The organism is Pseudomonas sp. D4-21 (assembly GCF_051132125.1).
GTDB lineage: Bacteria > Pseudomonadota > Gammaproteobacteria > Pseudomonadales > Pseudomonadaceae > Aquipseudomonas.
In genome coordinates this window covers 399,637-415,936 of record NZ_CP071664.1, presented here as the reverse complement: position 1 = coordinate 415,936, position 16,300 = coordinate 399,637, and the positions used below count along the sequence as shown (strand labels likewise).

The following is a 16,300-nucleotide window of genomic DNA, read 5'->3' as shown; positions in this document are numbered from 1 at the left end:
CCAAAGCCCCGGAATACGGGGCTTTGCTCATTCACAGCAGTGTTTTCGTGACAAGCCGTTTAAAACTGGCACGCCCCCTGCAATAGCTAGGTCACTACCCAGTTTTGGGGACCTTGGTACAGGCAGGCCGGGGATTCCCCTCTTTTATACCGGGCTCTCGAGCCCGCTGTTTTGGGGGCCTTGATACAGGCAGGTCAAGGTTTCCCTTCTTTACACCCAGGGCTCTGCGCCAAGCGCGAGCCCTCCCGTTTTGGGAACCTTGGTACAGGCAGGCCGGGGGTTCCCTCTTTTATTGCTCTTGGAGACGGATCTCCAGCCGCCAGCGGTCATCGACTTCGCTGCCGGCCCATTCCCCTCGCAACGGACGCGCCGCCACCAGCGTCAGCAACAACCCCTTGTCACTCAACCGCACCCGCCAATTCACGTCCTTGCCGTTGAGCTTGAGCTGGCCCTTCTGCGGTCGACCTTCGGCCTGGAACAACAGCGCCACGGAGCCGTCGACGATTTCCCCGTGGAGCTTGGGTTCATTGTTGAACCAGGCTACCAACACCCCATCGCCCGCCTCGATCTGTTGCAGCGCACTGGGGTCAGGCGTGGTCAGACGGCCGATCATTAGCCCGACCATCATGCCGAAGATCGCCAGCGAGCCCAGCACCCGAGGCAATAGCTTCGAACGTCGGTCGGTTTGCGGCGTAGAATGCCGCTCATCTTTATCTGCGGAGCCGTGCATGTTTCACGTCATCCTTTTTCAACCGGAAATACCGCCCAATACCGGCAACGTCATCAGGCTGTGCGCCAACAGCGGCTGCCACCTGCATTTGATCGAACCGCTGGGCTTCGAGATGGACGACAAGCGCCTGCGCCGCGCGGGCCTCGATTATCACGAGTATGCCACTTTGCAGCGGCACGCCGACCTCGCCAGTTGCCTGGAAAGCCTGGGGCACCCACGTCTGTTCGCGTTCACCACCAAGGGTTCACGGCCGTTTCATGACGCCAGTTTCGTTGCCGGTGATGCGTTTCTGTTCGGCCCCGAAAGTCGCGGCCTGTCGGCCGATGTGCTCGACGCCCTGCCGGCGGAACAGCGCCTGCGCCTGCCGATGCGCGAAGGCTGCCGCAGCCTGAACCTGTCCAACACCGTAGCAGTGGCGGTTTACGAGGCGTGGCGGCAGAACGGCTTCCGGTAACAAGATTGACAATCCCGGGCCAGAAACCCCTGTGGGAGCGAGCCTGCTCGCGATAGCGGTGTATCAGTCAACTCACTGCTGACTGACGTACCGCTATCGCGAGCAGGCTCGCTCCCACAGGTTTTGTGCCTGGCTATGGAACGGATTACTGAACGGTCGCGCCGCCTTCCTCTTGCATGCGCTGCAGCTCTTGTGCGTACAGAGCATCGAAGTTCACCGGAGCCAGCATCAGGGCCGGGAACGAACCGCGGGTCACCAGGCTGTCCAGGGTTTCGCGAGCGTAAGGGAACAGGATGTTCGGGCAGAAGGCGCCCAGGGTGTGGCTCATCGAAGCGGCGTCGAGGTTCTTGATCAGGAAGATACCGGCTTGCTGGACTTCGGCAATGAACGCCACTTCGTCACCGTTTTTCACGGTCACGGACAGGGTCAGCACCACTTCGTGGAAATCTTCTTCCAGGGCTTTCTGACGGGTGTTCAGGTCCAGGGCCACGCTCGGCTCCCACTGCTGACGAAAGATCGCCGGGCTTTTCGGGGCCTCGAAGGACAGGTCACGGACATAGATGCGCTGCAAGGAGAATTGCGGTGCGGCTTCTTCTTCAGTGGCAGCAGTGTTCTGTTGGTCAGTCATCGCAGATCCTTCTTACTTCAGTTCTATTGATAAGGAATTCAAGCCTTGAGCAGCGCGTCAAGCTTGCCGGCGCGCTCCAAGGCATACAGGTCATCGCAACCGCCCACGTGAGTGCCGCCGATCCAGATCTGCGGCACGGAAGTACGCCGGGCCTTCTGGGTCATTTCGGCGCGCAGTTGCGGCTTGCCGTCGACCTTGATCTCTTCGAAAGCCACGCCTTTGCTTTGGAGCAAGTGCTTGGCTCGGGAGCAGTAGGGGCAGTAATCGCTGGAATAGACAACAACGTGGGGCATGTCACTTCACCAGGGGCAGATTGTCGGCTTTCCAGCTTGCAACGCCACCGGACAGTTTGGCGGCGGTGAAGCCGGACTTCATCAGTTCGCGGGCGAGGGTCCCGGCCTGCTGGCCTTGGGCGTCGACCAGGATTACCGTCTTGGCCTTGTGCTTTTCCAGTTCGCCTACGCGTGCGACCAGTTTGTCCTGAGGGATGTTCAGCGCGCCGACAATGTGACCGGCGGCGTAGTCCTTGATCGGACGAATATCGACCACGACGCCGGCGTCCTTGTTGACCAGCGCGGTCAGCTCGCCAGTGCTCAGGCTGCGACCGCCGCCCTGCATCGTGTGGGCAACCAGCAAAGCCAGCAGTACGACGAAGATACCGACGAGAATGTAGTGGTTAGTGGCAAATTCAATCAGGTGAGCAACCATCGAAGGAGGTTCCAGGGCGTTAAAATGTCGGCCAGTATACACAGCACGCAAGGCCGGCCAAACCCCGCCCGGCGGTGACGGCACCGGAACTTACCTTTAAACTGCCCGTCCCTTTTCCATCGTCTTCTTTTAACCAGCCACGAGTGGATTCCATGACTACCACGCCTAAACCTTTGGTCCTGATGATTCTGGACGGCTTCGGTCACAGTGACAGCCACGAATCCAACGCCGTATACGCGGCCAGGAAGCCTGTGCTCGATCGCCTGTGGGCCACCGTGCCGAACGGCTTGATCTCCGGCAGCGGCATGGACGTCGGCCTGCCGGACGGGCAGATGGGCAACTCCGAGGTCGGCCACATGAACCTCGGCGCGGGCCGCGTGGTTTACCAGGACTTCACCCGCGTGACCAAGTCGATCCGCGACGGCGACTTCTTCGAAAACCCCACCATCTGCGCCGCCGTGGACAAAGCAGTGGCCGCTGGCAAGGCCGTGCACTTCATGGGCCTGCTGTCGGACGGCGGCGTGCACAGCCACCAGGACCACCTGGTCGCCATGGCCGAACTCGCTGCCAAGCGCGACGCCAAGAACATCTACCTGCACGCCTTCCTCGATGGCCGCGACACGCCGCCCAAGAGCGCCGAGTCGTCGATCAAAGTACTGGACGACACCTTCAAGGCGTTGGGCAAGGGCCGGATCGCCAGCCTGATCGGCCGTTATTTCGCCATGGACCGTGACAATCGCTGGGACCGCGTCGCCCAGGCCTACAACCTGATCGTCGACGGCAATGCCGAATTCCATGCCGCCACCGCGCAAGAGGGTCTGCAAGCGGCTTATGAACGCGGCGAAAGCGACGAATTCGTCAAGGCCACCACCCTCGGCGAGCCGGTAAAAGTCGAAGACGGCGACGCCGTGGTGTTCATGAACTTCCGTGCCGACCGTGCCCGCGAACTGACCCGCGTATTTGTCGAAGATGATTTCAAGGAATTCGACCGCGCCCGCCAGCCGAAACTGGCCGGCTTCGTGATGCTGACTCAATACGCCGCCAGCATTCCCGCGCCATCCGCCTTTGCCGCCGGCAGCCTGGACAACGTGCTGGGCGACTACTTGGCGAAAAACGGCAAGACCCAGCTGCGCATCGCCGAAACCGAAAAGTACGCCCACGTGACGTTCTTCTTCTCCGGTGGCCGTGAAGAACCCTTCCCGGGCGAAGAACGCATCCTGATCCCCTCGCCGAAAGTCGCCACCTATGACCTGCAGCCGGAAATGAGCGCGCCGGAAGTGACCGACCGCATCGTCGATGCCATCGAGAACCAGCGCTACGACGTAATCGTGGTCAACTACGCCAACGGCGACATGGTGGGCCATAGCGGCGTGTTCGAGGCGGCGGTCAAGGCCGTTGAATGCTTGGACACCTGCGTGGGTCGCATCGTCGACGCCTTGGAAAAAGTAGGCGGCGAAGCCCTGATCACGGCGGACCATGGCAATGTCGAGCAAATGTCCGATGAGTCCACCGGCCAGGCCCACACCGCCCACACCACCGAGCCGGTGCCGTTCATTTATGTCGGCAAGCGCGACTTCAAGGTCCGCGACGGCGGCGTGCTGGCTGACGTGGCACCGACCATGCTGATGTTGCTGGGCATGGAGAAACCGGCGGAGATGACCGGGACTTCGATCCTGGTCTGACGAAGCGTCGCAGGTTTGAGCACAGCTTGTGTGGCGAGGGAGCTTGCTCCCGCTCGATGGCGCAGCCATCGCAAAGGCTTCTGGCCTGATCTACTGTCGAGGGGCTGCTTCGCAGCCCAGCGGGAGCAAGCTCCCTCGCCACAGCAAGCTCGCTCCCACATTGGGGTTTGGTGTTTTTTCGGCCAGTTATCACACAGCCCTAAATGGGCGTTTTTTTTGCAGCGTGGGGCGGGCATACTAGGCCGTCCCTTTCCCTGGTGCCACCCGCCTCTATGCTCCGCGTCCTGATAGCCCTTGCCCTGACCTGCCTGCTCCAACCGGCCTTCGCCGACGAGCGCGCGCAAACCCAACAGCAGTTGGAAGCCACGCGCCAGGACATCGCCGAGCTGAAGAAACTGCTGGGCAAGCTGCAGGAAGAAAAATCCAGTGTGCAGAAGGACTTGCGCGGCACCGAGACCGAGATGGGCAAGCTGGAGAAGCAGGTCGAGGCCCTGCAGAAAGAGCTGAAGAAAAGCGAATCCGAGCTGCAACGGCTCGATGGAGAGAAAAAAAAACTCCAGAGCGCGCGCACTGAACAGCAAAAGCTGATCGCGATCCAGGCCCGAGCGGCCTACCAGAACGGTCGCCAGGAATACCTCAAGCTGCTCCTCAACCAGCAGAACCCCGAGAAATTCGCCCGCACCCTCACTTATTACGACTACCTGAGCCAGGCACGCCTGGAACAGCTCAAGAATTTCAACGAAACCCTGCGCCAACTGGCCAATGTCGAAAAAGACATCGAGTTGCAGCAAGCCCAATTGCTGGTCCAGCAAAGCAGTCTCGACACCCAGCGCGAAGAACTCGAGAAAGTCCGCAAGGAGCGCCAGGTTGCCCTGGCCAAACTCAATGACGATGTGAAAGCCCGCGACAGCAAGCTCAAGGCCCGCGAGCAAGACCAGGCCGAACTGGCCAACGTCTTGAAGACGATCGAGGAAACACTGGCCCGCCAGGCCCGAGAGGCTGAAGAAGCGCGCCAGAAAGCGCTGATCGCCCAGCAGGAAGCCGAAAAAAAGCGTTTACGTGAAGCCCAGGCCGACGCGGACGCCGGCGACGCGCCGCGCAAACCTGCAAAATCGAGCCCCGGCACGCTGGTTTCCAGCGGTGGAGAAACCTTCGGCGGTGCTTTTGGTTCGGCCCGGGGAAAACTTCCATGGCCGGTCAATGGTCGATTGCTTGCGCGCTTCGGTGAAACCCGCGGCGACGATACCCGCACCAAGTGGGACGGCGTGATGATCAGCGCCTCCGCCGGCAGCCAGGTGCACGCCGTGCATGGCGGGCGCGTGGTGTTTGCCGATTGGCTGCGCGGCGCCGGCCTGTTGGTGATTCTCGACCACGGCAACGGTTACTTGAGCCTGTACGGCCACAACCAGACGCTGCTCAAGGCGGCGGGCGATGTGGTCAAGGCCGGCGAGTCCATCTCCACGGTCGGCAACAGTGGCGGGCAGGATACGCCAGCACTGTATTTCGCTATTCGTCAGCAGGGTCGCCCCAGCGACCCGGCCCAATGGTGTCGTGCGCAAGGATAAGCGCGCCCATCCTATTAAGGAGTTCGTTCGACATGCTGCATTTGTCCCGCCTCACCTCGCTGGCCCTGACGATCGCCCTCGTGATCGGCGCGCCCCTGGCCTTCGCCGCCGAAACGGCCCCGTCGGCACCCGCCGCCACCGCCGCGACCACCAAGGCTCCGCTGCCGCTGGACGAACTGCGCACCTTCGCCGAGGTCATGGACCGGATCAAGGCTGCCTACGTCGAGCCCGTGGATGACAAACAGCTGCTGGAAAACGCCATCAAAGGCATGCTCAGCAACCTTGACCCGCACTCGGCCTACCTGGGGCCGGAGGATTTTGCCGAGTTGCAGGAAAGCACCAGTGGCGAGTTCGGCGGCCTGGGTATCGAAGTCGGCAGCGAAGACGGCTTCGTCAAAGTCGTCTCGCCAATCGACGATACGCCCGCTTCCAAGGCCGGCATCCAGGCCGGTGACTTCATCGTCAAGATCAACGGCCAGCCGACACGCGGCCAGAGCATGACCGAAGCCGTAGACAAGATGCGCGGCAAGATCGGCCAGAAAATCACCCTGACGCTGGTGCGCGACGGCGGCACGCCATTCGACGTGACCCTCACGCGAGCGGTCATCCAGGTCAGGAGCGTGAAGAGCCAGTTGTTGGAGTCGGGCTACGGCTACATCCGCATCACGCAGTTCCAGGTCAAGACCGGCGAAGAGGTCGCCAAGGCCCTGGCCAAGTTGCGCAAGGACAACGGCAAGAAGCTCAACGGGCTGGTTCTGGACCTGCGCAACAACCCCGGCGGCGTACTGCAATCGGCCGTCGAGGTGGTGGATCACTTCATCACCAAGGGCCTGATCGTCTACACCAAGGGGCGCATTGCCAATTCCGAGCTGCGCTTCTCGGCCACTGGCAACGACCTGAGCGAAGCCGTGCCATTGGTGGTGCTGATCAACGGCGGCAGTGCCTCGGCCTCGGAAATCGTCGCCGGCGCCCTGCAGGACCAGAAACGCGGCGTGGTCATGGGCACCACCAGTTTTGGCAAGGGCTCGGTGCAGACCGTGTTGCCGCTGAACAACGATCGAGCGTTGAAGATCACCACCGCGCTGTACTTCACCCCTAACGGCCGCTCCATCCAGGCCCAGGGCATCGTTCCGGACATCGAAGTGCGCAAGGCCAAGATCACCAGCGAAGCGGACAGCGAATACTTCAAGGAAGCCGACCTGCAAGGTCACTTGGGCAATGGCAACGGCGGCGCCGACAAGCCGACCGGTTCCGGTGCCAAGGCCAAGCCAATGCCGCAGGACGACGACTATCAGTTGGCCCAGGCCTTGAGCTTGCTCAAGGGGTTGAACATCACTTCCGGCCGCTGAGATGTTCCGGCGGTTTACCTTCGTCCTGCTGTGCCTGCTGGCGGGAGCCGTTAACGCGGCGCCCGCTACACCTTCTTCGCCGCATAAGGCGTACCTGAGCCTGATCATCGACGACCTGGGGCAAAATCTGCCTCGGGATCTCCGGGTACTGGCCCTCCCTGGGCCCGTCACCGCTGCGATCATGCCCGACACACCCCATGCCGCCGAACTGGCCCGCGAAGCCCATCGCGCCGGCAAACTGGTCATGCTCCACATGCCCATGGACCCGGCCAACGGGCCGTTCGCCTGGCATCCGGAACTCCCTGTCGAAGAACTGGGCAAGCGCCTGGACGCCGCGTTTGCCGCAGTGCCCTATACCAGCGGCGTCAACAACCACATGGGTAGCCGCATGACCGCCCAACCCAGGGCCATGGCGTGGTTGATGGCGAACCTGCAACAGCGGCACAAGTTTTTCGTCGACAGCCGCACCAGCGCCCAGACGGTCGCCGGCGCCGAGGCCCAGAAAATCGGCCTCGCCAGCGTGTCGCGGGATGTGTTCCTGGATGACGAGCGCACCGAAGCAGCCATCGCCCATCAGCTCCAGACCGCCATCGACCTGGCCCGCCGGCAGGGCTCGGCCGTGATGATCGGCCACCCCTACCCACAGACCCTGGCGGTACTCGAACGCGAACTACCCAAGCTCAAGGCTCAGGGCATCGAATGGATCGACATAAAATCGATGATCAGCCTGCGCAGCAACCGAGCAATGGCCGGGCATGGGAAAGATGGGGTTTATCGGTAGCGACGGTAACCGCGTCGCCGCCATCGCGAGCAAGTTCGCTCCCACAGGGGATCTGCGGTGAACACAAACCTTGTGCCCGATGCAGAACCATTGTGGGAGCGAGCCTGCTCGCGATGGCGGCCGCGCGGCGGGTGAAGTGCTTAGAGATACCGCGCCATGATCGCGTCCACCGTACCGTCCTTGCGCAGTTCGTCCAGGGCCGCTTGGAGTCGGGCAACCACATCGTCCGGCACGTCCTTGTTCAACGCCAGGTACAGCTCGGCACTGTTGAATCGCAGCACGGTCTTGAGATCGCTAACTCCTTCCTGCCGCGCCAGGTAACGCCCGGCCGGGTCTCCGGTGGCCCACAGATCGATCTGGCCGCTGATCAGCTTCCTGGCGTTGTCCTGATCGCGCAACACGACGACAGGCTTGAGTCCTTGCTTGGCCAATGTCTCGGCAATAGCGTCGCCCTTGTAGGCGCCAATCTTGTATTCACGCGCCTGCTCAAGCGAGTCTAGGGCAATTTTGCTGTCTGCCTTGGCTAGCATGACCCAGTCGTCCGGGCCGATAGGGCCGACCCATTTGAAGAGTTTCTCGCGCTCCGGCAACCGCGCCGTGACGAACACCCCGTAGCCGGGTTTCTCCAGGGCGAGCTTGTAGATTCGTTCCCAAGGAAAGCGCAATGTCAGGCTGTAAGTAATGTCGGCGCGCTTGAAGATCTCGCGCACGATGTCCACGGCGATGCCATGGATGTTTTCGTCCTGGGCGAAGTTCTTGCCGTTCTTGGCCATGTTGTATGGCGGGAAATTTTCCGTCAGCAATACCACGCCGACATCGCGATGTTCTTGAGCCTGCGCCCCGTTGATGAACAACAGCACGGTGCCGGCAAGAAAGAAAACCAAACGTCTGAACATGTCTGACTACCGAAGATCCATGGCGAGCCAAGAGTGCCTCAGGGCCGCAATCATGTCTACGGTCGTTACTTGCCGCCGGCTCAACCTTTCAGGCTAGAGGTTCCAGCCTTCAAGGGTGAGGTAATTAGTTACCGCCAGCCAACAGGCGCGCTCTGGTTAATTGAAACACCGGCCTGACCGGTTTCTATTCATTTAATCAGAGGCAGCGTTTTATGAGATCGATCTTATTTCCCTTAATGGCCGTGCTGTGCGTGTCGGCTTTGCAAGGTATTGCTCACAGCAAGGACTATGGCGATGGCCTGCAAAACTTCGCAGCGTCCAGGGTCTTGGAAAATGCGGATGGCAAATATGACCATTGGCGAGGCATCGGTCGGCTGTATACCGACAGTTATTGCACCGCCACACTGCTCGATACTCAGGATTCCACTGTGGCCGGACCAACGCCCGCCTATGTGGTCACCACGGGTTTCTGTACGAGGCAAATCGACGAAAGCAACATGACGGACACCCCCATAAGCGGCCACATCTATTTCAGTTACTTCGCTGACACCTTGTTATTCCAGATCTACCCGGTAAAAAAAGTGGCATGGCGGAGTATGCATGGCACCAATCTTTCTATCATCGAGCTGAACGTCAGCCTTCAGGAACTCATCAGGGCCGGTATAAAACCATTGAAATTGGCCCAGGGACAGCCGACTGATGGAACCGATGTGTTGACGGTAGGAGCCTCGTTGGGTTTTCCAAAGAACACACTGCGCATGGCCGCGTGCACACTGCAATCTGCCGACGAGGTCATCAAAGGTCAGTTTGTCTGGCGAAACAACATAATGAATCAATGCTCGGATCTGGCGGGAGGCAGTGAAGGAGGCCCCATCCTTGATCGTTACACCAACGAGATTGTCGGTGTGCTGAACACCAGTGCCACACCCGAGGGCTTCACCCCATGCGAATGGTATGTGCCTTGTATGCGCACCAACAGTGGCTATAAACCAATCCCCGACAACCACTATGGAACTTCAACGGCTTTTCTCAACGGGTGCTTCGTGCAAGGCCATCTGGTCAAGGACGTGACGGCATCTTGCGCGCTTTACCCGTCATTTTCCGTTGACCTGGAAAAAAACAGCCCGGCGCGGTATCAGCGTCTTGTAAAACAGCCTGACGGGACCATAGCAATCCCGACTTGGAACTACCGCTTCAAGATCAGCACTGCCTTTTATCGCCACAAGACAGTTCGTACCGCAAAGCACTGCGAAAACGGCCAAAACTATAGCGATCCAATCAGCTCGGTCGACGCGTTTATAGACACTGATATCGGCACTCAGCCAGGCGTCTATTTCCTATGCATTATTGGTGTTGACTCCTCGGGACCGGCAGAGCCACTCACTACCCTTTCGCTGCCGGTAGAAATCCTGGACGGCGCTCCGACAGCCCAGCCAAATCTGTCGATCTACGCGGGCATCGGAGTCGCACTGGAACAATCCGAGGATCAATACCATACCTACGCCATCAAGTTCGGCCCGCCGGAAACGACAGACTGCACTGAAGCGCAAGAGTACGAACCCTATGACCAGAGAGGTTATTTGTTCGAAAACGAAGAACTGCCGCAGAAATTCTGCAGCATCGCTTACGACAAAATGAATCAGGAATCCAAGCCCAGGGAAGACTTGCTAAGTCCTGCCACAAGCCGGCAGGAGACCAGCCCGACACTCTGACAGGCACCGGGCTGTTTTCGATGAAGAAACCTATCGAATGCAGATACCGCGCTGCGCCATATAAGCTTTGGCCTCCGGCACGGTGTACTCGCCGAAGTGGAAGATACTCGCCGCCAATACCGCACTGGCGTGACCTTCGAGAATGCCGTCAGCCAAGTGCTGCAGGTTGCCGACACCGCCGGAAGCGATGACTGGAATGCCCAGTGCATCGCTGATGGCGCGGGTGACGCCCAGGTCGAAGCCGTTTTTCATGCCGTCCTGGTCCATGCTGGTCAGCAGGATCTCACCGGCGCCCAGGGCTTCCATTTTCTTTGCCCATTCAACAGCGTCCAGCCCCGTGGGTTTGCGCCCACCATGGGTGAAGATTTCCCAGCGCGGGGTTTCGCCGGGGGCGGAAACCTTCTTCGCGTCGATGGCCACGACGATGCACTGCGAGCCGAAGTGCTGCGCTGCTTCACCGACAAATTCGGGGTTGAACACCGCGGCGGTATTGATCGACACCTTGTCCGCCCCGGCATTGAGCAGGTTGCGGATGTCCTGAACGGAGCGCACGCCGCCGCCCACGGTCAGCGGGATGAACACCTGGCTGGCCATGCGCTCGACGGTATGCAGTGTGGTATCGCGGCCATCGACACTGGCCGTGATGTCGAGGAAGGTAATCTCATCGGCACCCTGCTCGTCGTAGCGGCGAGCAATTTCCACCGGGTCGCCGGCGTCACGGATGTTCTCGAATTTGACGCCCTTGACCACCCGGCCGTTGTCCACGTCCAGGCAAGGGATGATGCGTTTGGCCAGCGCCATGGTCAGTCCTCAGCCTTTGTAGGAATCGCAGAAAGCTTGCGCTTCAGCGACGTCGAGGGTGCCCTCATAGATCGCACGCCCGGTGATTGCGCCGATGATGCCCGGTGCCTTGGCGTCGAGCAGCGACTTGATGTCACCCAGATTATGGATGCCACCGGAAGCGATCACCGGGATCTTGGTGGCAGCGGCCAGCGCAGCGGTGAACGGTACGTTGCAGCCCTGCATCATGCCGTCTTTGGCGATGTCGGTATAAACGATCGAGGACACGCCGTCGGCTTCAAACTGCTTGGCCAGATCGATGACCTGCACGGAGCTGATTTCAGCCCAGCCATCGGTGGCGACGAAACCGTCTTTGGCATCCAGGCCAACGATGATTTTGCCAGGGAACGCGCGACAGGCTTCAGCGACGAAAGCCGGGTCTTTCACGGCCTTGGTGCCGATGATCACGTAGCTCACGCCAGCTTTGACGTAGTGCTCGATAGTTTCCAGCGAGCGGATGCCGCCACCGATCTGGATCGGCAGGTTCGGATAGCGCTTGGCGATGGCCGTGACCACTTCGCCATTGACCGGCTGGCCTTCGAAAGCACCGTTCAGGTCAACCAGATGCAGGCGACGGCAGCCGCCCTCCACCCACTTGGCGGCCATGCTCACCGGGTCATCGGAAAACACCGTGGAGTCTTCCATGCGGCCCTGGCGCAGACGTACGCAAGCGCCGTCCTTGAGATCGATAGCGGGGATAATCAGCATCTGGCAAACCCTTAAATACGAGTATTCAGCTTGGCTCGGGAATCAGTTTTTCTCGAGCGCCCACAAGTCGCTTTCAATGCTTTCGAACCTTTCTTTAAGGTGCGCCTGCACATCGAAAATCGCCCTGTTGTAATAGTGCGGAGCAATTTCGCGGGTAAACAGGTCAAGAATTTCCGCCGCTTCGAACGAGCCCAGGTCCAGCTCGAAACGTTCCTCCATGAACCGCTGGATCTTGCGGTTCGCTTCACTTTCCTGCTCAGGCGTGAGGGTGAGGATCGGCGGTTTCTTGCGTGCCATTACCAGCGTCCGTCCCATGCGGCGAAGTTCTGCAATAGCTGCAGGCCATGGGTATGGCTCTTCTCCGGATGGAACTGCACGGCGAAGCGCGAACCATCGGCCAGGGCCGCGGCGAAATCGACGCCATAGTGACCGCTGCCCACCACCTGCCGCGCGTTGCCGGCGGCGATGTAGTAGCTGTGCACGAAGTAGAAGCGCGCCAGGTCCGGGATGTTGTGCCACAGGGGATGATCGACCGCCTGCTTCACTTCGTTCCAGCCCATGTGCGGGACTTTCAGATGTTCGCCATCCTCATGCAGGCCCTTGCCGAAAAACTTTACCTGGCCGGGGAACAGCGAAATGCAATCGACGCCATCGTTCTCTTCGCTGCGATCGAGCAAAGCCTGCATGCCCACGCAGATGCCGAGGAACGGCCGATCCTGGCTGACTTCGTGCACCAGCTTGTCGAAGCCCAGGCGACGAATCTCGGCCATGCAATCACGAATCGCGCCGACACCGGGGAACACCACGCGGTCGGCTTCGCGAATCACATCGGCTTCGCTGGTGATCAGCACCTTGCCGGCGCCCACGTGCTCGAGGGCCTTGGCCACCGAGTGCAGGTTGCCCATGCCGTAATCGATAACCGCGACCGTCTGCATTACAGCACGCCCTTGGTGGAAGGCATCTGGCCGGCCATGCGGTCATCGAGCTCCACCGCCATGCGCAGCGCGCGGCCAAAGGCCTTGAACACGGTTTCGATCTGGTGATGGGTGTTGTGCCCGCGCAGGTTGTCGATGTGCAGGGTCACGTTGGCGTGGTTGACGAAGCCCTGGAAGAATTCCTGGAACAGGTCAACGTCGAAGCCGCCGACGGTGGCACGGGTGTACGGCACATGCATTTGCAGGCCAGGGCGGCCGGAGAAGTCGATGACCACGCGCGACAGCGCTTCATCGAGCGGCACGTAGGCATGGCCGTAGCGACGGATGCCTTTTTTGTCGCCGATGGCCTGGGTGAAGGCCTGGCCCAAGGTGATACCGACGTCTTCCACCGTGTGGTGGTCGTCGATATGCAGGTCGCCCTTGCTGACGATGTCCAGGTCGATCAGCCCGTGACGGGCGATCTGGTCCAGCATGTGCTCAAGAAAAGGCACGCCGATATCAAACCGGGCCTTTCCGGTGCCATCCAGGTTGATCGAGGCTTTGATCTGGGTTTCCAGAGTGTCGCGCTCGACAGACGCCTTACGTTCGGCCATCACCAGCTCCGCAAAATCATTGGGCGAAAAAGGCAGCCATTATAGGGGCGCGAGCGGCAAACAGAAACAAAAGAGGTGACATCACTGACGGGTTGAAAACCGGGCTGTCGGCGATAGACATGTGCATACAAGTCTAAGCCATGCCCATAAACAACTGTGGGAGCGAGCCTGCTCGCGAAAGCGGTGTGCCAGTCGACATTACCGTTGACTGATACACCGCCTTCGCGAGCAAGCTCGCTCCCACAAGGGCTGCCCTGACCTGATGATCAGGGCAACGGTCTTAACGGAACAACACCGCCGTCTTCTGCAGGGTCACCCACACACCCCACGCCAACGGAATGCCCACCACCAGCCAGGCGGCGATTGCCAAAGGCTTGGTGCCCGGCGCGGCTTTCCATTCCAGCGAAGTGGTGCTGTCGGCGCCCTTGTCATGGCCCAGCGCCTGTTCAGCGGCCAGTTCGGCGTCGGTCATGAAATACTTGTCGGCGACCGGACGGACCATCAGGTTACACAGGAAACCCAGCACCAGCAGGCCGGCCAGGATGTACAAGGTGATGTCATAGGCCGCGGCACGCTCGACGCCGATGCTCAGCTGATATTCACGCAAGTAGTTCACCAGAACCGGGCCCAGCACGCCTGCCGCCGCCCACGCCGTCAGCAGACGACCGTGGATCGCGCCAACCATTTGCGTACCGAACAGGTCCGCCAGGTAGGCCGGCACGGTTGCGAAACCGCCGCCGTACATCGACAGGATGATGCAGAACGCCGCCACGAACAGCGCGATACTGCCCAAGTGACCCAGGTTCGGGATCAACGCGTACAGGGCAACACCCAATGCGAAGAACACGAAGTAGGTGTTTTTACGGCCCAGGTAGTCCGAGAAGGACGCCCAGAAGAACCGGCCACCGATGTTGAACAGGCTCAACAGACCGGTGAAACCGGCCGCAATGGCAGCGATCTGGCCCAGTTGCACGGCGTCCAGCTGACCGAAAGGCAGGTCGTTGCCCAGCAGTTTGCCGCCAAACACTTCCTGCAGCAGTGGCGAAGCCATGCCCAGGATGCCGATACCGGCGGATACGTTCAGGCACAGCACCAGCCATACCAGGCGGAACTGCGGGGTTTTCCAGGCAACGTTCACGTGAACGTGACGATGAGTGATCATCGCGTTCGCGGCTTTCTTCGGTGCCGGGGTCCAGCCTTCAGGCTTCCAACCGGTTGGCGGAACGCGGTACGACAAGGCGCCACCGATCATGAACACGAAGTAGATCGCGGCCATCACCAGGAAGCTCTGCCAGACACCCACCTCGGTCGGCGTAGCGAAATGGCTCATCAGCGCCGCAGCCAGTGGAGCACCGACCATCGCACCGCCACCAAAGCCCATGATCGCCATGCCGGTCGCCATGCCGCGCTTGTCCGGGAACCATTTGATCAGCGTCGAGACTGGCGAGATATAGCCCAGGCCCAGGCCAATGCCGCCGATCACACCGGAACCGACCCACATCAGCCAGATCTGGTGGGTATAGATACCCAACGCGGAAATCAGCAGGCCACCGCACCAGCACAATGCCGAAACAACGCCGGCCTTGCGTGGCCCGGCGTGTTCCAGCCAGCCGCCCCAGATGGCTGCCGAGCAGCCCAGGAAGATGAAGAACAGGGTGTAGATCCAGCCGAGCATGGAGATCGGCCAGTCACATTGGGACGAAAAGACTTGCGAGATAAAGCTCATATCCGGTGCACAGGCGACAGGCTTGGTGATACCCAAGGCCTTGGACAGTGGCAACCAGAACACCGAGAAGCCATAGGCCATGCCGATGCAGAGGTGGATGGCCAACGCGGCCGGTGGAACCAGCCACCGGTTGAATCCGGGCTTGGCGATGATACGTTCCTTGGAGAGGAACGCAGGCTGGTCGGCGATGCCGTCCGCCGTGATGCTCGTGCTCATTGTGTATCCCCCAGTTATTGGAATGGTTCGCCAGCCACACCTCACCCTCAGCCTTCTTGCACGCAGGCATGACTGTATTCTGTGGTGAAGCTCCATTTTAGTGCGACATCACGTCGCAGAAGGACGGACGAACCGACAAAGGTTAACATTTGCTCGTGACAGAAAAACCAAAGTGCTATCACCTTTTTTCTCTCACTCGTCTTATCGCGCCTCTGCTGACTTTCTGTAGGGGGCAATTCGTTTATTTTTCAGGAATTTCCATGCCCATCGTTGTCGAGCACCTGAATGAAGCCACTCGTCAGGACGAGCAGGATCTGCAGAAAATCTATCGGGACGCGCCGGTCTGGCTGTTCGAGCCGTTCAGCGACGCCGCGCGACTCATAGAGAGATGTCTCGAGGAAGGCTCGTTGATCGCGGCACGCTTCAACGATCGCCTGCTCGGCGCAGCACGACTGCAACGGCACCAGAACGTCTGGCGCTTGTCCCACCTATGCGTGCGAAACGTCACTCGCCGCCGGGGCGTGGCGGAACGGCTGGTGAGCGAAGCCCGGAGGATGGCTGAGCAAGGCAACGCCGAGCTGCGACTGCAGGCGCCTGCCGGGCATCTGGAAGCCCAGGCCTTGGCGGCGAAATTGAAATTACCGCTGGATGTCGACTAGCGCCCCTGTGGCGAGGGAGCTTGCTCCCGCTGGGAGCGTAGCTCCCTAAAAACTGAATCCACGGCGCGCCTGGCATACCGATTCGCCTGGTTTTGGGCCGCTTCGCAGCCCAGCGGGA

Annotated in this window: 18 protein-coding genes; 7 read left to right on the top strand and 11 right to left on the bottom strand. The window is 60.3% G+C overall.

Annotated elements, in window-relative coordinates:
• Window positions 1-289: 289 nt before the first annotated feature.
• The gene (locus J3Q04_RS01930) at window positions 290-730 is read right to left on the bottom strand and encodes a hypothetical protein (RefSeq protein WP_434608255.1); all 441 of its coding nucleotides are present in this window, start codon (window positions 728-730) and stop codon (window positions 290-292) included.
• On the opposite strand from J3Q04_RS01930, the gene J3Q04_RS01925 reads away from it, so the two are divergent.
• Window positions 729-1,184: a tRNA (cytidine(34)-2'-O)-methyltransferase gene (locus J3Q04_RS01925; protein ID WP_434608257.1), complete on the top strand. Its 456-nt coding sequence runs from the start codon at window positions 729-731 to the stop codon at window positions 1,182-1,184. The two genes, J3Q04_RS01930 and J3Q04_RS01925, sit on opposite strands and share 2 nt — an antisense overlap.
• A 145-nt stretch (window positions 1,185-1,329) precedes the next feature.
• Here the strand turns inward: J3Q04_RS01925 and secB are convergent, their stop codons facing one another.
• From secB to J3Q04_RS01910, 3 genes are read right to left on the bottom strand one after another with little or no spacing between them, the layout of a single operon-like run.
• Window positions 1,330-1,812, bottom strand: coding sequence for a protein-export chaperone SecB (gene secB, locus J3Q04_RS01920; protein ID WP_420766331.1), 483 nt, complete (start codon window positions 1,810-1,812; stop codon window positions 1,330-1,332).
• Window positions 1,813-1,850: 38 nt separating this feature from the next.
• Window positions 1,851-2,105 carry a glutaredoxin 3 gene (gene grxC / locus J3Q04_RS01915; RefSeq protein WP_434608259.1) on the bottom strand — a complete coding sequence of 85 codons (255 nt, stop codon included), beginning with the start codon at window positions 2,103-2,105 and terminating at the stop codon, window positions 1,851-1,853.
• Window position 2,106: 1 nt separating this feature from the next.
• Complete coding sequence (locus J3Q04_RS01910; protein ID WP_434608261.1) at window positions 2,107-2,520, bottom strand: rhodanese-like domain-containing protein; 414 nt, start codon at window positions 2,518-2,520, stop codon at window positions 2,107-2,109.
• Between the two features lie 152 nt (window positions 2,521-2,672).
• Between J3Q04_RS01910 and gpmI the strand changes: the two genes are divergently transcribed.
• From gpmI to J3Q04_RS01890, 4 genes are all read left to right on the top strand, one after another.
• Entirely contained in the window at window positions 2,673-4,202 is a 1,530-nt protein-coding gene (gene gpmI, locus J3Q04_RS01905; RefSeq protein WP_434608262.1) for a 2,3-bisphosphoglycerate-independent phosphoglycerate mutase, read from the top strand.
• Window positions 4,203-4,474: 272 nt separating this feature from the next.
• Window positions 4,475-5,767, top strand: coding sequence for a murein hydrolase activator EnvC family protein (locus tag J3Q04_RS01900; protein WP_434608264.1), 1,293 nt, complete (start codon window positions 4,475-4,477; stop codon window positions 5,765-5,767).
• A 32-nt stretch (window positions 5,768-5,799) separates the two neighbouring features.
• Window positions 5,800-7,116 carry a S41 family peptidase gene (locus J3Q04_RS01895; RefSeq protein WP_434608266.1) on the top strand — a complete coding sequence of 439 codons (1,317 nt, stop codon included), beginning with the start codon at window positions 5,800-5,802 and terminating at the stop codon, window positions 7,114-7,116.
• A gap of 1 nt (window position 7,117) precedes the next feature.
• The gene (locus J3Q04_RS01890) at window positions 7,118-7,897 is read left to right on the top strand and encodes a divergent polysaccharide deacetylase family protein (RefSeq protein WP_434608269.1); all 780 of its coding nucleotides are present in this window, start codon (window positions 7,118-7,120) and stop codon (window positions 7,895-7,897) included.
• 140 nt (window positions 7,898-8,037) lie between these two features.
• Here J3Q04_RS01890 and J3Q04_RS01885 read toward each other — a convergent pair whose 3' ends face one another.
• Window positions 8,038-8,793 carry a substrate-binding periplasmic protein gene (locus J3Q04_RS01885; protein ID WP_420766337.1) on the bottom strand — a complete coding sequence of 252 codons (756 nt, stop codon included), beginning with the start codon at window positions 8,791-8,793 and terminating at the stop codon, window positions 8,038-8,040.
• A gap of 212 nt (window positions 8,794-9,005) precedes the next feature.
• Here J3Q04_RS01885 and J3Q04_RS01880 point away from each other — a divergent pair, with 212 nt between their 5' ends.
• Window positions 9,006-10,505, top strand: coding sequence for a trypsin-like serine peptidase (locus J3Q04_RS01880; RefSeq protein WP_434608272.1), 1,500 nt, complete (start codon window positions 9,006-9,008; stop codon window positions 10,503-10,505).
• A gap of 30 nt (window positions 10,506-10,535) precedes the next feature.
• On the opposite strand, the gene hisF is transcribed toward J3Q04_RS01880, so the two are convergent.
• The 6 genes from hisF to J3Q04_RS01850 all read right to left on the bottom strand — a co-directional run bounded on the left by hisF (window position 10,536) and on the right by J3Q04_RS01850 (window position 15,523).
• Window positions 10,536-11,306, bottom strand: coding sequence for an imidazole glycerol phosphate synthase subunit HisF (gene hisF / locus J3Q04_RS01875; RefSeq protein WP_420766339.1), 771 nt, complete (start codon window positions 11,304-11,306; stop codon window positions 10,536-10,538).
• Between the two features lie 9 nt (window positions 11,307-11,315).
• The gene (gene hisA, locus J3Q04_RS01870; protein WP_434561136.1) at window positions 11,316-12,053 is read right to left on the bottom strand and encodes a 1-(5-phosphoribosyl)-5-[(5-phosphoribosylamino)methylideneamino]imidazole-4-carboxamide isomerase; all 738 of its coding nucleotides are present in this window, start codon (window positions 12,051-12,053) and stop codon (window positions 11,316-11,318) included.
• A 42-nt stretch (window positions 12,054-12,095) separates the two neighbouring features.
• Window positions 12,096-12,350: a DUF2164 domain-containing protein gene (locus tag J3Q04_RS01865; RefSeq protein WP_030141479.1), complete on the bottom strand. Its 255-nt coding sequence runs from the start codon at window positions 12,348-12,350 to the stop codon at window positions 12,096-12,098.
• Window positions 12,350-12,988: an imidazole glycerol phosphate synthase subunit HisH gene (hisH, locus tag J3Q04_RS01860; RefSeq protein WP_434608276.1), complete on the bottom strand. Its 639-nt coding sequence runs from the start codon at window positions 12,986-12,988 to the stop codon at window positions 12,350-12,352. Before hisH ends, J3Q04_RS01865 begins: the two co-directional genes overlap by 1 nt.
• Complete coding sequence (gene hisB, locus J3Q04_RS01855) at window positions 12,988-13,581, bottom strand: imidazoleglycerol-phosphate dehydratase HisB (RefSeq protein WP_024778052.1); 594 nt, start codon at window positions 13,579-13,581, stop codon at window positions 12,988-12,990. Before hisB ends, hisH begins: the two co-directional genes overlap by 1 nt.
• A gap of 280 nt (window positions 13,582-13,861) precedes the next feature.
• Window positions 13,862-15,523 carry an OFA family MFS transporter gene (locus J3Q04_RS01850; RefSeq protein WP_434561140.1) on the bottom strand — a complete coding sequence of 554 codons (1,662 nt, stop codon included), beginning with the start codon at window positions 15,521-15,523 and terminating at the stop codon, window positions 13,862-13,864.
• 260 nt (window positions 15,524-15,783) lie between these two features.
• On the opposite strand from J3Q04_RS01850, the gene panM reads away from it, so the two are divergent.
• Complete coding sequence (gene panM, locus J3Q04_RS01845) at window positions 15,784-16,182, top strand: aspartate 1-decarboxylase autocleavage activator PanM (protein WP_434608280.1); 399 nt, start codon at window positions 15,784-15,786, stop codon at window positions 16,180-16,182.
• Window positions 16,183-16,300 lie beyond the last annotated feature (118 nt).

What these genes read in the sequence shown, in the direction of transcription:
- J3Q04_RS01925 (WP_434608257.1), top strand. Translation starts at nt 729, where the DNA reads ATGTTTCACGTCATCCTTTTTCAACCGGAAATACCGCCCAATACCGGC.
- J3Q04_RS01930 (WP_434608255.1), bottom strand. Translation starts at nt 730, where the DNA reads ATGCACGGCTCCGCAGATAAAGATGAGCGGCATTCTACGCCGCAAACC.
- secB (WP_420766331.1), bottom strand. Translation starts at nt 1,812, where the DNA reads ATGACTGACCAACAGAACACTGCTGCCACTGAAGAAGAAGCCGCACCG.
- grxC (WP_434608259.1), bottom strand. Translation starts at nt 2,105, where the DNA reads ATGCCCCACGTTGTTGTCTATTCCAGCGATTACTGCCCCTACTGCTCC.
- J3Q04_RS01910 (WP_434608261.1), bottom strand. Translation starts at nt 2,520, where the DNA reads ATGGTTGCTCACCTGATTGAATTTGCCACTAACCACTACATTCTCGTC.
- gpmI (WP_434608262.1), top strand. Translation starts at nt 2,673, where the DNA reads ATGACTACCACGCCTAAACCTTTGGTCCTGATGATTCTGGACGGCTTC.
- J3Q04_RS01900 (WP_434608264.1), top strand. Translation starts at nt 4,475, where the DNA reads ATGCTCCGCGTCCTGATAGCCCTTGCCCTGACCTGCCTGCTCCAACCG.
- J3Q04_RS01895 (WP_434608266.1), top strand. Translation starts at nt 5,800, where the DNA reads ATGCTGCATTTGTCCCGCCTCACCTCGCTGGCCCTGACGATCGCCCTC.
- J3Q04_RS01890 (WP_434608269.1), top strand. Translation starts at nt 7,118, where the DNA reads ATGTTCCGGCGGTTTACCTTCGTCCTGCTGTGCCTGCTGGCGGGAGCC.
- J3Q04_RS01885 (WP_420766337.1), bottom strand. Translation starts at nt 8,793, where the DNA reads ATGTTCAGACGTTTGGTTTTCTTTCTTGCCGGCACCGTGCTGTTGTTC.
- J3Q04_RS01880 (WP_434608272.1), top strand. Translation starts at nt 9,006, where the DNA reads ATGAGATCGATCTTATTTCCCTTAATGGCCGTGCTGTGCGTGTCGGCT.
- hisF (WP_420766339.1), bottom strand. Translation starts at nt 11,306, where the DNA reads ATGGCGCTGGCCAAACGCATCATCCCTTGCCTGGACGTGGACAACGGC.
- hisA (WP_434561136.1), bottom strand. Translation starts at nt 12,053, where the DNA reads ATGCTGATTATCCCCGCTATCGATCTCAAGGACGGCGCTTGCGTACGT.
- J3Q04_RS01865 (WP_030141479.1), bottom strand. Translation starts at nt 12,350, where the DNA reads ATGGCACGCAAGAAACCGCCGATCCTCACCCTCACGCCTGAGCAGGAA.
- hisH (WP_434608276.1), bottom strand. Translation starts at nt 12,988, where the DNA reads ATGCAGACGGTCGCGGTTATCGATTACGGCATGGGCAACCTGCACTCG.
- hisB (WP_024778052.1), bottom strand. Translation starts at nt 13,581, where the DNA reads ATGGCCGAACGTAAGGCGTCTGTCGAGCGCGACACTCTGGAAACCCAG.
- J3Q04_RS01850 (WP_434561140.1), bottom strand. Translation starts at nt 15,523, where the DNA reads ATGAGCACGAGCATCACGGCGGACGGCATCGCCGACCAGCCTGCGTTC.
- panM (WP_434608280.1), top strand. Translation starts at nt 15,784, where the DNA reads ATGCCCATCGTTGTCGAGCACCTGAATGAAGCCACTCGTCAGGACGAG.